Source organism: Singulisphaera rosea, assembly GCF_054877945.1.
The window spans coordinates 1-14,434 of sequence record NZ_JBTYIP020000054.1 but is presented as its reverse complement, the minus strand read 5'-3'; the positions used below and the strand labels follow the sequence as shown (position 1 = coordinate 14,434).

Sequence of the window (14,434 nt, the reverse complement as noted above, 5' to 3'; positions counted from 1 at the left end):
AAAGAATCATGTCATCACATCGCCTGTTTATTTTCTCCATTCATGGAGGGGTTTGGGGACTGCGTCCCCTTCCTTCAACAGATAGCCGCGATCGGCGGCGAGGCTCTGATAGGTGTCGACCTGTCCCGAGGGCCAACGGACCTCGAGCCGGTCGACGCGGGTGGCGTCGTCGAGCCCGAAGTGGATCCTGGGGTCACTCGCGGACTGATAACTGCCACCGCCGATGCGTTGGGCGACCTGCCGTCGTCCCCCGGCCCTCAACGTCAGGCGGGCGCCGATCGCGTCGCGGTTGGAGCGAGTGCCTTGCAGGAGCAGGGTGAGGCTGTGCCCTGCCCCTTCGGTCTTGTTGTGGAGATAGATCAAAGGGTCGTTCTGGGAGAGGGCGACGGCGTCGATGCGCCCGTCGTTGTCGAGGTCGCCCTGGGCGAGCCCCCGGCCGAGGTGGAGGGGCTGGAAGGGATCGCCTGCGCGTTCGGAGACATCCAGGAGCCGTCCGTCGGGCCCCCCTCGTAAGAGCTGGATGGGCATCTTCCAGGGGAAGGCGGGCTGGCCGTTGCTGATGTGCCCGTTGACGGAGAGGAGGTCGAGTCGCGCGTCGTTGTCGACGTCGAGGAGGGCGATGCCGAAGCCGAGTAAAAAGCGCGTGGGGGCGGCGAGGCCAATAGCGGCGGTGTGGTCGCCGAATAATCCCCCTCCGAGGTTTTTATAAAACGTCGTCGACTCGTTGTAGAAGTTGGTGACCGCCAGGTCGATCAAGCCGTCGCCGTCGAGGTCTCCGCATCCGACCCCCATCCCGGCCTTGTATCCCCCGTCCGCGCTCGACGCGGCGCCCGAGGCCAGGGCCGATTCCTCGAAGTGGGAATTCCCGAGGTTCCGGAAGAGGAAGTTGGCCGACATATCGTTGGCGACGTAGACGTCGATCTTGTCGTCGTCGTCGAGGTGTGCGGCGACGACCCCGAGGCCTCGGCCTTCGTGCTCGGAGAATCCCCAGTCGTGGGTGACGTCGACGAAATGTCCCCGGTCGTTTCGGAAGACGTGGTCGGGCCACGGCTCGAAGTCGCGCGGGCTGCAGTAATAGTTTTCCTGGCTCTCGGCCTGGGTGCAGAGGTGGGGCTGGCTCGGGTCGAACTTGAGGTAGTGGCAGACGTAGAGGTCGAGGTCGCCGTCGTTGTCGAGGTCGGCCCATGCGGCGGAGGTGGGCCAGTCTCTGGGGCCGGCGAGTCCGGCGTCGCCGGTGACGTCGTCGAAGGCACCGTCGCCGCGGTTTCGGAGGAGGGAGTAGGCGTCCCATCGAGTGAGGAAGAGGTCGGGTCGTCCGTCGTTGTCGAAGTCGGCGACGGCGACGCCGTGTCCGTAACCGCGTGCGAGTTGATCGATGCGGGAGGCGTGGGAGACGTCTTCGAAGGAGCCGTCGTGTCGGTTTCGGAAGAGCTTGTCGCCGGGGCAGGCGAGCGAGTGTTGCTTGTCGGGAGGGAAGTGCCCACCCTGTACGGCGTAGACGTCGAGCCAGCCGTCGCCGTCGTAGTCGAGGAGGGCGACACCCCCGCTCATCGTCTCGGGGGGCGGTCGCCGTCGGACGCTGGGCGAGGCGCCGTTGTCGTGGACGAACTTCAGGCCGGCCGAGTCGGCGTCGTCGACGAACTGGATGGCGTTCTTCGACGTCGCGGGGCTCTCGGTCAAGGCGACCGAGGGATCGGAGGGTCCTCGAGAAGCTTCGGGCAGGAGGTCTGCCAGAGTCTGCCGGGGCGACGGGTGGTTCCAGGGACGAGGCGACTCGTTTTTCTCGAGCATTGACCAGCAGTCGGCTTCGAACCGACGCCCCAAGGTCCGGGCGAGAGTCGCCGATTCGCCCGCATGGGCCTGTGCGGTCTCGGAGTTGACAAGGGTCTTGTACGACGCCCGGTTGCGGTCAATCTCGGCGATCCGTTGCCGAAACGCCTGGGCTGGCTCGGGGTGCCCGGACGCGACGGCCAGCTCGGCCAGCCGGTCGAGGGCCTTGGTATTGGCGGGGTCGGCTTTGTCGAGGTCTTCCAGGGCGCGACGCTCGGCCTCGACGTCCCCTCGACGGGCGGCGAACCAGGCGCGGAGGGTCGGGGCGAGGACCGGGGCCTCATCTTCAAACGCAGGGAGATGCGCGAGCGCCTGCCGAGCGACCTCGGGGCGTCCGACGGACAGGGCCCATTCCAGTCGGGCCCGCCAGACCGCGACGTCGTCCGGCCGGCGTTGCGCACAGGCGTCGAGTCGACGCTCGGCCTCGTCGAATTGCCCCGAGCGGGTCGCGAAGTTCGCCAGGCCGAGCCAGACTCGGTCGTCCCCCGGCGCGTCCTTCGAGGCGCGGGTCAGCCACTCTTGGAACCGAGAGGTCGGCGGGGGCGAGGTGTCGAGCTTCCAGAGGTTCCGCAGGGTCTTGACCGGGTCGAACTCCGGGCCGAACTCCTGGAGATAGGAACGCCGGACCTCGTCGAGACGCCCCTGGATGCGATACAGGAAGGCGAGTTGTTGCCGGGCCAGGCTGAGGTGCGGGCCGGGTTCATCGAGGGCGCGTCGGAAGCAGACCTCGGACTCGGAGAATCGTCCGCGATCCATCTCGGCGTTGCCTTGGAGGACGATCGCCTTGCCCGAGAGCTCCGAACCGGGGCGGATCCGGGACCAGGCCGAGAGCGCCGCGTCGGTGCGTCCCCGCGCTTCCTCGCAAACGCCGAGTTCGTAGTTGACCTCGTCCAGGTCCGGCCGTTGCTTCGCCAACTCGGCCAGCCGGCGTTGCGCCTTGGCGTGGAGGCCCGCGGCCATCTCGGCCCTCGCCTCGCGAAGGACCGTTTGGATGCGCCGGGCCTCGAATGTCCGGAGCGCCCCCCAGCCCAGACCCACACCCAGGGCGAGGGTCCCGACGCCGACGCCCCAGAGCACGCGTGAACGCATCAGGACATCCTTGGACCGAACGGCCGGGCTGCGTCGAACACGGTCATCGCACCCACCCTTCCAGAGGTTTGGCGACCGGATCTCCTTCGATGAGGCGATACCCGGCGTCCGCCGCGAGGCCCTCGAAGGTGTCGACCTGTCCCGACGGCCAACGGACCTCGAGCCGGTCGACGCGGGTGGTGTCGGCGATCCCGAAATGGACCCTGGGGTCGGCCGCGGACTGATAGCTACCTCCACCGATGCGTTGGGCGACCTGCCGTCGTCCCCCGGCCCTCAACGTCAGGCGGGCGCCGATCGCGTCGCGGTTGGAGCGAGTGCCTTGCAGGAGCAGGGTGAGGCTATGCCCTGCCCCTTCGGTCTTGTTGTGGAGATAGATCAAAGGGTCGTTCTGTGAGAGGGCGATGGCGTCGATGCGCCCGTCGTTGTCGAGGTCGCCCTGGGCGAGTCCCCGGCCGAGGTGGAGGGTTTGCAAGGGGGCTCCCGCGCGGTCGGAGACGTCGACGAATCGACCGTCGAGATTCCCCTTCAGGAGCTGGACTCGCATCTTCCAGGGGAAGGCGGGCCGGTAGTCGCTGACATGGCCGTTGGCGGAGAGGAGGTCGAGCCGGGTGTCGTTGTCGGCGTCGAGGGCGGCGATGCCGAAGCCGAGGAGGAAACGCGTGGCCGAAGCGAGCCCGGTGGCGTTGGTGTTGTCGCCGAACAAGCCTCCGCCGAGGTTTCGGAAGAGCGTGGTGGACTCGCCGTAATAGTTCGTGACGGCGAGGTCGGGCTTACCGTCGCTGTCGAGGTCCCCGCACGCCACGCCCATGCCCGACTGGAAGCTGCCGCTCGAGTTGGCGGCCGCCCCCGAGGCGAATGCCGACTCCTCGAAGCGTGAATTCCCGAGGTTCCGGAAGAGGAAATTGGCCGACATATCGTTGGCGACGTAGACGTCGATCTTGTCGTCGTCGTCGAGGTGTGCGGCGACGACCCCGAGGCCCCGGCCTTCGTGCTCGGAGAATCCCCAGTCGTGGGTGACGTCGACGAAATGTCCCCGGTCGTTTCGGAAGACATGGTCGGGCCACGGCTCGAAGTCCCGAGGACTGCAATAGTGCCTCACCTCGGCCTTGGGGTCGGGGCAAACGCGGGGGGCGTCCACGTCGAACTTGAGGTAGTGGCAGACGTAGAGGTCGAGGTCGCCGTCGTTGTCGAGGTCGGCCCATGCGGCGGAGGTGGGCCAGTCTCTGGGGCCGGCGAGTCCGGCGTCGCCGGTGACGTCGTCGAAGGCACCGTCGCCGCGGTTTCGGAGGAGGGAGTAGGCGTCCCATCGAGTGAGGAAGAGGTCGGGTCGTCCGTCGTTGTCGAAGTCGGCGACGGCGACGCCGTGTCCGTAACCGCGTGCGAGTTGATCGATGCGGGAGGCGTGGGAGACGTCTTCGAAGGAGCCGTCGTGTCGGTTTCGGAAGAGCTTGTCGCCGGGGCAGGCGAGCGAGTGTTGCTTGTCGGGAGGGAAGTGCCCACCCTGTACGGCGTAGACGTCGAGCCAGCCGTCGCCGTCGTAGTCGAGGAGGGCGACACCCCCGCTCATCGTCTCAGGGAGGAGCTTGAGGGGCGTCTGCCCGTTGTCGTGGACGAACTTCAGGCCGGCCGAGTCGGCGTCGTCGACGAACTTCGGCAACTCGCTTGCGCGGGTCGCAAGGCGCTTTGCGGGAACGGCTCGACGCAAGTCGGCCAATCGTTCGGCGAGGGTCGGGCCGGAAGGCTTTCCGGCCGTGGTCGTCACGACCTCCACGTTCGGGATCAGGGCCTGGCGTGAGTCTCCGCGAGAGGCCTTCCCGTCGCGGATCAAGGCCCAGCCCTTCGCCTCGACCTCGCGGCCGAGCACTTTGGCCAAGCGGGCCAGCTCCCCGGCGTCGCGGGGCCCTTCGCCGCGCTGGAGGATCCGGTAACGCTCCTTGGCCTCGCCCATCTCGGCGATCTTCGACCGGAGCCGGCTGACCTCTCGAGTGTCGCCGGCCTGCCCCGCCAGGGCCGCGAGCCGCTCGAGCGAAGCCGTGTCGCCGGGCTCCTGCGCGACGAGGTCGGTCAGGGCTTTCTGCTCGGCTGAGACGTCGCCGGCCTGCCCCGCGAGCCAGGCCCGCAGCCTCGCCGCTTCGGCCGCCGAGAACTTATTCGCGGACAGGTGCTCCAGGGCCTGCCAGGCCCCCTCGGTATTGCCGGTCGCCTTCGCCAGCTCGAGCATGGCCCGCCAGACCGCGTGATCCTCCGGCCTCCGTTTCTCGCAGGCGTCGAGCCACTTGCGGGCCTCGTCGAACGCCCCGGACTTCGTCGCCAGGCTCGCCCGTGCGAGCCAGACCCGGTCGTCGTCGCGCGACCCTTTCGCCAGGACCGAGCGTGCCATCTCGAACGGGAACGGCGACGTGTCGAGCCGGTAGAGCTGAGTGACCACGGTCGAGGGAGACTCGGCCGACTTCCAGGACGCGACGAGCACTCGCCGCACGTCGTCGGTCCGCCCTTCGAACTGGTAGAGCAGGTTCAGCGCCTGATAGAGCCCCGTCTCGGGCGGGTCCTCGCGGTCGAGGGCCTCGAGGGCGATCTCCTCGGCCTGGGTGAATTGGCCTGAGTCCATGCTCAGCATCGATCGCTGGATGGCCGCCTTGCCGGCGAACGACGAGTCGGGAGGCACTCGTCCCCAGGCCGCCGTCGCCTGGTCGCGACGCCCTTGGTAGAGTTCACAGATACCGAGCTGATAGTCGACCTCGCCCTCGGCGGCCCCCTTCCCGGCCCCCAAGGCGGCCAGGCGTCGGCCGGCCCTATGGTAGAGTCTGCCCGCCATCTCCTTCTTCGCCTGGTCGAGCGCCTCCCGGACCTGCCGGGCTTCCCGGGCGCGGACCCAACCCCAGGCTGCCAACGCGAGGCCGACGACGACGACGGCCGATCCTAGCCAGAGCCAGCGCCGACGCATCTCGTCACGTCCTCTCAACGTCGCAAACCGGAACGCGCCGGGGGCCAGGGAGCCCGACCGACCGCATCGAGTCGAAGCGAGGGGCTTCGAGCGGGGATCTTCGCACGCGAAGGGAGATTCGCAGGGGGGATTCTTCTTCGAACCTCCGACCCTATTCAAATTAGCCGCACGACCTGACCCGGTCAACATGCCCCGGACTCGGGCTTAGCCGAGGTGTTGGCGCAAGGAGGCCCCGCCGCGCATGCTCGGTTCGCTGTGGGGATATTGGATCGAGACGATCACCTGGAATGGGGCTTGGGCCGGACCGAGGTCCTTCGCCTCCCCCCTCTTCACGTTACTTCGGCGCCTTCGGGACCGCCGGCCGGAATACCTTCACGTCGGGGTGCATCGTGTAGAGGCGATCCCCCTCGGGGGTCGAGACCAGCACGGCGCTCGAGCAATTGTTCTGGATGAGGGGGTTGCCGGGATACTTCTCCCAGTGGACGAGGTCGCGCGAGCGTGCGATGTTCGTCGTCCAGTCGCGCCAAGGTTGGTGGGCGTTGGCGTGGTAGAAGGCGTAATACACCCCGTCGCGCTTGATGATCTGGTTCACGGCCACCGCGGTGCGGTCATACGCCTCGGGGCCCATGGCCAGGACCGGCGTGTCCTGGACGTTGGTCCATATCTTGCGGTCCTTGGAGGTCGCCAGCCAGACACCCCGATCGCCCCGCTCGTAGAACAGATACCACGTCCCGTCCTCGTACCAGCCGGCCGGCGTCCCATAGGGGCCGGGGCTGAGGGGCTTGCCGTCGGTCGTGCGGATGTCGAGGTTGCCGAGGTCGGTCCAGCGGAGCCCGTCGGGCGAGACCATCTGGTGGGCGATGTCGTCCTTCCCCTCGGCGAACATGATGTAGCTGCCGTCGCTGTGGACGACGCAGACGTCCTCGACCCACGCCTTCGAGAACACCGGATTGGCGGGGTCCCTGGCCCATCGGATCCCGTCGGGCGAGGTGGCATGTCCCAGGAACTTGTTCGGCGACTTTCCCTCGTTGTATCCGGTGTACCAGAGGTGATATGTGCCGTCCTCGACGAGGATATACCCGCGTTCGCGAATCTTCCGGTCCCAGGCGTCGTTCTTCCCGGCGCCCTGGAACACAGGATTCGCCGCGAGCGGCGTCCACGCCACCAACTCCTTCGGGAACTCGTCGGCGACGACCGGTGCCGCCACGAGCGTCAGGAAGACGAAGGCCGCACGGACAAACTGAGTGGGCCGCATGGACAGTTCTCCGCGAGGCGAGTTCGAGCCTGGAAGCACGATGGCAGGTTCACCCCAATAGCACCGAGTCACCGAAGCCAAGGGGTGAAATCCCCTTCGCAACCCGGGGCCGTGTCCCATTTGTTGAGGTGTTCGTTCCCTCCCAGCGTCCTTCCCACGCGGCCCAATCTAGCGGGGACTCGACCTCGCCACAAGGAGCCGCTCCTCCCCACGTCGTGACTCGCCCCGCCGAAAATCGTGCCTACCTTCCCAGACGAAGGCTTGCGTCCTCGGCCGTCACTCGCTAATCTTGGGGGACATGCCGACGAAGGGGCGGTAGCTCAATTGGGAGAGCGTCGCGTTCGCAATGCGAAGGTTGAGGGTTCGATCCCCTTCCGCTCCACTTCTTCATGACTCCTGTTGAACATTTCATTTCCCTCCTGCCTCATCATCCCGATGATGAGCCTCAGCCATTTCAAAGGATTTGGCCTGAGATTGGACGGGTTGTGTCGGTCGAGCCATGCCTGAGCTCTGGAACGGTGAGCCGATCCCGTATCACGAGCCGATTGAAGTTCTTCTCGCCGCGATTAGCTCGCCAGGTCCGAAAGCATGGGCGGCCATCCGTGCCCTGGTCGAGCGACCGGGCCCGGAGATGTTGGCCATCCTGATCGGCCTGACCCGTTCCCGTGATCCGCATCTGCGCAGGGCTGCGGTCGAGGCCATCGGAAATCATCGATCCGGCCAGGACGGGGCTGTCGCAGTTGTGGATATGCTCCACGACCATGACGGTATTGTCGTCCGTGCGGCCTGTATTGCCGCCACCGCCCTGGGGCTAAGCGTCGCCCATGACCGAGTTCGGGAATTAATCGACTCGGAAGAGGAAGCGACCCGGTATACCGCCTGGGACGCGCTGGAAACGCTGTGGGAGCCAACGGACTTCGAGGGGGTCTTCGCCCGCTACCAGCACGATCCGTCGGACCGGACCATCCGGAGACGTGCGGCCTGGACCCTTGCCAAGCATGTGGGCCGGGAACACTGGGAGCGTGTGTTCGCAGCCTGGTCGCGAGACAACGTCTCGCGCCACCGAGTCTGGGCGTGTACGCTCGCCGAGACGTTCGGTGATCGCGCCATTTTTCCGGCGTTGAACCCCCTCCGCGCGGATCCGGATGGCCACGTCCGACGTGCCGCTGACCGCGCGGTGATCATGATCAGCGCCTCCTGAGCCGGAGCCACTGGGGGCGACACGGATGGTATGCGGTCACTCGCCCACGACGCACGAGACTCCTCCCTGATCCCAGCCCTCTGGATTTGTCAAGACACACGCCGCTCGTGTGATGTTGCGCCTCCTCTTAGGTAATGCTCGCGCCAGAGCGAGGTCACGGTGAAGGTCTCGACGATTTTCTCGGCGACACCTTGTGTTTGCCTACTGTTGTCGGTAAATTGCCGACATCGGTAGGCAAATGGGAGGAGGTTGGCCAATGTCCGGAGTCGAGCCGCTACCGCCTCTATCCGAGGCGCAGTTGGAATTGATGAACATTGTCTGGGATCACGGCGAGGTCACCGTCGCCGAGGCCTGGAAGGCGTTGACGGCGCGGCGGAAGGTCGCGCGGAACACGGTGCTGACGACGCTCACTCGCTTGGAGGAGCGGGGTTGGCTGCGTTGCGACACCACCGACCATGCGCACCGCTACCGCGCCGCGGTCCCGCGTGAGGCGACGATGGGGACGATGGTCCGCCGCCTCGTGGAGACGGCCTTCGGCGGCTCGGCGGAAGGGTTGGTGATGGCCCTGCTCCACGGCCGGGGGGTCTCCGACGAAGAGGCGAAACGCATCCGTGAGATGATCGATCGAGCGGAGGGTAAATCATGAACCTCCTGTCATCGCTCGACCCCGGCGCGGAGGGCCTGGGGTTTGCCGTGAATGTCTCGGTGCAGGTCGCGATGGTGGCGTTGATCGCGAGTGGCCTGGCGGGAGCCGCGTTCCGCAGGCCGGCGGCGGCGAGGCACGCGGTCTGGTTGTGCGCTCTATTTTGCGTCCTGACGAGCCCGTTCCTTACCTGGAGCGCGCGACGCTCGGGGATGACGTTCGCGCGTCTGCCGGAGCCCTGGATGGCCGAGGCGGAGGTGAATCGGCGGCCCATACGAGTCCCGGAAGCGATTGGGCGTTGGCCGATCCGGACGGAGCCCGATGGGACGATTGCCCGCCTTCAGGCTCCCGAGCGACCGAGCCCGGAGGTTCCGCGACGCCAGGCCGCCAGGTCGGTGGGAGTTGCCGTGGTGAGGCCTGCGGCGGGCATGGAGCCCTCGGGTCGCTGGTCGACGGTGATCGGCGGGCTCGTGGCGGTCTGGTTGGTCGGGATGGTGTTCCTCACGGCAAGGCTGGTGTTGGGTGGGATCGCCTTGAGCCGGCTGGGGCGTCGAGTCCGGCCGGTCGACGCGGCCCGCCTGGCGGGTGTGCTCGGCGAGGTCCGTCGACGCCTGGGAGATGCACCGTACCTGCCACCGATCGGGACGGTGCCCGGCGTGCGCGGGCCCTTCACGGTGGGCCTGATCCGGCCGGTTGTCCTTCTTTCCGACGACATGCTCGACGAATCTCGGCGAGACGAATTGGCCGATGTGCTGGTCCACGAATGTGCTCATGTCCTCAGGAGGGACCACTGGGTCGGCCTGCTCCAGCATGTGGCCGGGATGGTGTTCTGGCCGCATCCGCTGGCCCACCTGATCAATCGAAGGCTGACGCGGGCCCGCGAGGAGGTGTGCGACGACCACGTCCTCAAGGGTCGCGACGCGTGTTCATACGCCAGGACATTGCTGAGTCTCTCCCTGGAACGGCCCGAGCGGCGATCCACCTTTTCCTTCGGTCTGTTAGACCGGGGTTGGACGCTCGAGCATCGGGTCGCCGGACTGCTCGACGAACGGAGGGTGGTGATGACTCGGATCGGGGGCGGTTCGTCTCTCGCGATCGGTGCGGTCCTGCTGGCGGCCGGCGGCGCCGTCGCCGGAGTCACGCTTGGACGTGAGGCCCGGGCGGGTCTGGGGCCGGTGGCGCACGAGGCGGCTGCCCCGGAGCCGCCCGACCCGAGCAAGGTCCGGTTCGACGGGGTCGTCGTCGATGAGGCGGGGAAGCCGGTCGCCGGGGCTCGCGTGAACCTCGTCGGGTACTTTCGGCGGCCGAAGGACGTCGTCACGGGTGGGGATGGCTCCTTCGCCTTCAATGTGGGATCGGGAGAGGCTCGGAACGCGGAGGTGCATGCATCCGCGGACGGCGGGGCCTTGCAGGCGATCGAATACTCCGAGGGGGATTCCGCGACCCACCTGGCCCGGACGTTCCGCCTGACGCTCCGACCTGCCCGGACCTTGACCGCCCGAGTCCGAGACGGTGGCGGTAAGCCGGTCTCGGGGGCAACAGTCGAAATGTTCGACCAACAAACCGCGTTCGCCGAGGCTCGGACGGATGCGGGGGGTGTCGCGCGATTCCAAGTACCTCTTGGCTTGAAGCTCTATTGGGTTGTGGCCCTGAAATCCGGCGTGGGATACGACTACGGCGAGAACTATCGGTCGTGGCCCAGCCCGCCCGATGTGGCCTTGCCTGATGCGGTCGACTTGACCCTCGACGGGGCCCGGACGGTCCGGGTTCGGGCGGTCGACTCGTCTGGTGCTCCGCTTGTGGGCGTCACGTTCGTCCCGTGGTCTATCACGAAACTCGGCAAGATCGATGAAGCCAATCTCAGCGGATCGATGGCCGCACGGGTTGTGACGGACGCCCAGGGGGTTGCCACCTTCGACTGGATCCCTCGCGAGTTCCACCGCTTCGTCACGTTCCTCCACCACTCCGACACGTATCATCTCCGCGATCGGGTGAACTTCCAGGCGACCGAGAGTCAGGGCGAGGTCACGGCCACCTTGCTGCGGAACGCGACCCTGTCGGGGCAAGTCACGGGGCCGGATGGCGCGGCGGCGGCCGGTGTCTTGATCCAGGCCGAGGGGAGGGGCAACTCCCTCGACTATGGCCGCGTCCTGACGCGGACGGGGGCGGACGGGCGCTATTCGCTCCAGGTGCCCCCGTTGATGCACTACATCGTCGCGGTGCTCGACGAGGAGCGGGCGTCCCCCAGCCTGACCGGCATCGTGCCGAAAGAAGGCGAGACGCGAGGGAGCCTCGATTTCCGGCTCGGCCAGGGCACGGTGCTCCGTGGCCGGGTGACGATCGGGAGCGACCGTCGCCCCGCCAAGGGAGAGACCATCACCCTGATCCAACGCGGCGAGCCGATCCCCCCGCCCGCCAAGCCGGGACCACCGATCGACCATCGGGGGCATGAGGATCTCGTCCGTTGGGCGACGACGGATGCCGAGGGGCGGTACCACCTCCGCGTCGGCCCCGGGATTTACCAACTCCACGGCCCGACCGAGAGAAGTGAGACCGACGAGTTAACAGTCCGCGCGGAGGAGGCCCTTGATCATGACTTCCACATCCCGCGACATCCTCGCCTGGCACTGACCGGGCGCGTCCTGGCCGGGGGGAAGCCGTTGGGCGGGGCGATCGTCCGGGGCGACTCGATCGGAGAAAATGGACATTCCGGTTTCGAGGCGGTCGCCGACGATCAGGGGCGGTTCCGCACCGAGCGATGGAACGAGAAGATGCTCCTCGCCGCGCGAGGCCCGGACGGTACCCTCGCCGGAATTGCCACCATCGAACCGGACACGTCCCAAGTCGAGATCTCGGTCACACCCGCGGCGACCGTCCGGGGACGGGTTGTCGACGCCGAGGGACGGCCGATGGCGTCGGTCTCGGTGTTTTGCCGATGGGGCCTCGAGCCTCAGGGGGTCAACAGCGGGTTGCTCAACGCTCGGATCCTGACCGACGACCAGGGCCGTTACAAGGTCGATGGCGTGCCGGCCGGGATTCACGGCGAGATCGCGATCATCCAGAAGGATTACCAGGTCGACTCTCAGCGTTTCACCACGACGAGTCCGGCCGTTCTCGAGCAGCCCGACCTGGTCGCGCGAGGAGCCGTCCTGCGGCAGCCGTAGAAGGAAAGGACGGGGATTCCTGAGAATCCTCGCGGGAGTCCACCAGATTCTGTCTGATCGACCTCGTTGGAGATTCACCACAAAGGCACAAAGACACACAAGGTGGAAACGGGGGATAGGCGCCGCGGTTCAGCGGAGATGCCAGTCCCCCGTTTCCGTCGATTTCGGGCGCGTTGACGAGGATGTCCGACCGGGTCGCATCTGCTCGGCCCCAATCCAGGCGATTGGTCATGGGTATGGGCCAGGACTGGCTTGAAAGCGGGAAGACCGTTCTATTACGCTTGCCGAGGGGTGGTGCGAGGCGAGATGTCGGGGTCGAGGGTGTCAGGCCATGAGTTCTGAGGACACGGCGCCGGTCGAGGCTCCGAGACGGCGAAATCGTTGGCGGCTGAAAGTCCTGCTCGCGGCCAACGTCGTGGCGCTCGGGCTGTTCGTCCTCTCGCGGCTGAGTCCGTCGCAAGCGAAGGCGCTGGGGCCTTGGGTTCAGGCGATGCACCAGGCGTTCAACCCGCCTGGAGAGGACGCGATGAGCCCGGCGGGCCAGCGTCTTGTGGCCGATATCAAGGCGCTCGGGGGCCAGGCCGGGGTGATGGCGCGAACCTCGAAATTCCTGGGCCTCTTCGGCGGGTCGGAGACGTTCTACGTCCAACTGAACGGAAAGGAGATCAGCGACGAGGACCTCGCTCGCCTGATCCGGACCTACGGCGACCGCATCCAGGGGCTGGATTTGCGCAATACGAAGGTCACCAACGAGGGGCTTCGGCCACTGTCGGGGATGACGGAGCTTCGGTATCTCATCTTGGGAAACGATGACGTGAGCGGCTTCCCCGACCTCCACTGGCCCACCAGCCCGATCACCGACGCCGGCCTGATCCATTTGAGCGGATTGCCGAGCTTGATCGATCTCCGCCTCAACGGCCTACCCGTCACCGATGAGGGGATCGCGTCGATCGGCGGCCTGATAAATCTGACGTCGCTCTCCCTGTGCCGGACCAAGGTCCAGGAGCCCGGGCCGACCTGGCTGTCGAAGTTCCCGAGGCTGATGGCCCTCTCGCTCGACGAGAGCCTCGTGACCGACGAGGGGCTGGTCCAACTCGCCGGGGCGACCACCCTCCGTTCCCTCTCCCTCAACAAACTGCCGGTGACGGCCGCGGCATTGAAGACCCTACTGGGGCTCTCCCCGGGGCTTCAGCAACTCGAGATCAACGGCTGCGGCCTCCTCGACGAGGAGGTTGCCTCCCTCAAGGTCCTCAACCCGGCGTTGAAGATCGATCGGGATCGATAATCGAATCGAGGTCGAGGAGGGTTCGCTACCCCGGTCCCCGTCGATTTGGCCTCGGTCGGCTCAGACGACTCGGCCCCGCGAGCCGTTGCCGACCTCTTGGCAGACACGGGTGGCCCACTCGCATTCCGCGGCGAGCGAGACCAGCGCGGCGAAGCGTTCGCGGTGCTGGGAGTCCAACCCGTCGAGGGTCAGGTCCCCCACCATTCGCGTTTGCCGGTAGAGCCGGTTGTCGTTTCCGTGCTCTCCGCGCTCGCGACAGTAGATCGTGACCAGGGTGTCGGTCTCGCCGGGCTCGAGCCAGGGCTGGGACTTGAACAGCGAGGCAGCAAGGATCGCCTGGAAAGATTCGATGTAGCGGGTCAATACGCCGACCGGATCCGGTGCCCCGTCCTTAATGTGTGTGATGTCGTATGAGAGGAACGGCTCTACCAGGGGGAGTCGGTGCCTCTTATACAGCTTCTCGATGTCGGCATGGTCCAGCCGGCCGAGGGTTAGCCTCATGCCGAATAGCCGCCAGATGATCCTTCGGGTCGATCGCATGGGATTTGATCCGGCGACGCTTTCCACCGGGAGTTGACACGAGGGCCGCGCCCGCGATTCTGACAGATTACCGGACAGTGCGCCCGGGGGAAGTCCAGGCTCGCGGGTGTCCACCAATTTCTTCACCAAGTTTTTGGGGTTGACAGGGAAATTTGTGCGGATTAACTCAAATTCCTGCGCATAGTATGCTTGTGCATGGCCCCTTGAGGCCCGATGGCCAGGCCCAGAATCCGTCGAGAGGTGGGGAGCCCTCTTCTCCGCGGGCCCTCCGCGTCGGGATGATGGCGGGAGACCAAGGGCATTGCCCTCGAACCGTTCGACCGCAAATGATTCGTAGTCCATCGAAGGATCGTTTCGACCTATGTTCCGCACATCCGCCCTTCATTTTCTCTGAATTTCTTTCGCCTGTACTCGCGATCGGTGCACTCAACGAAGACTCGCCGTGCCAGCCTTCGGCGGGCGCTGTCCCTATGGACCGTGGCT

Annotated in this window: 8 protein-coding genes and 1 tRNA gene; 5 read left to right on the top strand and 4 right to left on the bottom strand. The window is 66.4% G+C overall.

The genetic code is table 11. The features are described from left to right. Nucleotides 1–27 precede the first annotated feature (27 nt). From ACYOEI_RS40160 to ACYOEI_RS40150, 3 genes are all read right to left on the bottom strand, one after another. The gene (locus tag ACYOEI_RS40160; protein ID WP_462856267.1) at nt 28–2,919 is read right to left on the bottom strand and encodes a CRTAC1 family protein; all 2,892 of its coding nucleotides are present in this window, start codon (nt 2,917–2,919) and stop codon (nt 28–30) included. 43 nt (nt 2,920–2,962) lie between these two features. Next, nucleotides 2,963–5,863 carry a CRTAC1 family protein gene (locus tag ACYOEI_RS40155; RefSeq protein ID WP_462856266.1) on the bottom strand — a complete coding sequence of 967 codons (2,901 nt, stop codon included), beginning with the start codon at nt 5,861–5,863 and terminating at the stop codon, nt 2,963–2,965. A gap of 334 nt (nt 5,864–6,197) precedes the next feature. Next, nucleotides 6,198–7,118 carry a glycoside hydrolase family protein gene (locus ACYOEI_RS40150; protein ID WP_462856265.1) on the bottom strand — a complete coding sequence of 307 codons (921 nt, stop codon included), beginning with the start codon at nt 7,116–7,118 and terminating at the stop codon, nt 6,198–6,200. Between the two features lie 309 nt (nt 7,119–7,427). On the opposite strand from ACYOEI_RS40150, the gene ACYOEI_RS40145 reads away from it, so the two are divergent. The 5 genes from ACYOEI_RS40145 to ACYOEI_RS40125 all read left to right on the top strand — a co-directional run bounded on the left by ACYOEI_RS40145 (nt 7,428) and on the right by ACYOEI_RS40125 (nt 13,411). Next, nucleotides 7,428–7,500, top strand: a tRNA-Ala gene (locus ACYOEI_RS40145). A 117-nt stretch (nt 7,501–7,617) separates the two neighbouring features. Then, nucleotides 7,618–8,319, top strand: coding sequence for a HEAT repeat domain-containing protein (locus ACYOEI_RS40140; RefSeq protein ID WP_462856264.1), 702 nt, complete (start codon nt 7,618–7,620; stop codon nt 8,317–8,319). A 256-nt stretch (nt 8,320–8,575) separates the two neighbouring features. Next, nucleotides 8,576–8,965, top strand: a complete 390-nt coding sequence (locus ACYOEI_RS40135; protein ID WP_462856262.1) for a BlaI/MecI/CopY family transcriptional regulator — start codon at nt 8,576–8,578, stop codon at nt 8,963–8,965. Further along, on the top strand, nt 8,962–12,126 hold the full coding sequence (locus ACYOEI_RS40130; RefSeq protein WP_462856261.1) for a M56 family metallopeptidase: 3,165 nt from the start codon (nt 8,962–8,964) through the stop codon (nt 12,124–12,126). The genes ACYOEI_RS40135 and ACYOEI_RS40130 overlap by 4 nt, the downstream gene beginning before the upstream one ends. Nucleotides 12,127–12,457: 331 nt before the next feature. Next, nucleotides 12,458–13,411 carry a leucine-rich repeat domain-containing protein gene (locus ACYOEI_RS40125; protein ID WP_462856260.1) on the top strand — a complete coding sequence of 318 codons (954 nt, stop codon included), beginning with the start codon at nt 12,458–12,460 and terminating at the stop codon, nt 13,409–13,411. 60 nt (nt 13,412–13,471) lie between these two features. Here the strand turns inward: ACYOEI_RS40125 and ACYOEI_RS40120 are convergent, their stop codons facing one another. Then, nucleotides 13,472–13,951, bottom strand: a complete 480-nt coding sequence (locus ACYOEI_RS40120; protein WP_462856258.1) for a hypothetical protein — start codon at nt 13,949–13,951, stop codon at nt 13,472–13,474. Nucleotides 13,952–14,434 lie beyond the last annotated feature (483 nt).

Coding starts and splice junctions, on each gene's coding strand:
- ACYOEI_RS40125 (WP_462856260.1), top strand. CDS start 12,458: ATGAGTTCTGAGGACACGGCGCCGGTCGAGGCTCCGAGACGGCGAAAT.
- ACYOEI_RS40160 (WP_462856267.1), bottom strand. CDS start 2,919: ATGCGTTCACGCGTGCTCTGGGGCGTCGGCGTCGGGACCCTCGCCCTG.
- ACYOEI_RS40140 (WP_462856264.1), top strand. CDS start 7,618: ATGCCTGAGCTCTGGAACGGTGAGCCGATCCCGTATCACGAGCCGATT.
- ACYOEI_RS40155 (WP_462856266.1), bottom strand. CDS start 5,863: ATGCGTCGGCGCTGGCTCTGGCTAGGATCGGCCGTCGTCGTCGTCGGC.
- ACYOEI_RS40120 (WP_462856258.1), bottom strand. CDS start 13,951: ATGCGATCGACCCGAAGGATCATCTGGCGGCTATTCGGCATGAGGCTA.
- ACYOEI_RS40135 (WP_462856262.1), top strand. CDS start 8,576: ATGTCCGGAGTCGAGCCGCTACCGCCTCTATCCGAGGCGCAGTTGGAA.
- ACYOEI_RS40150 (WP_462856265.1), bottom strand. CDS start 7,118: ATGCGGCCCACTCAGTTTGTCCGTGCGGCCTTCGTCTTCCTGACGCTC.
- ACYOEI_RS40130 (WP_462856261.1), top strand. CDS start 8,962: ATGAACCTCCTGTCATCGCTCGACCCCGGCGCGGAGGGCCTGGGGTTT.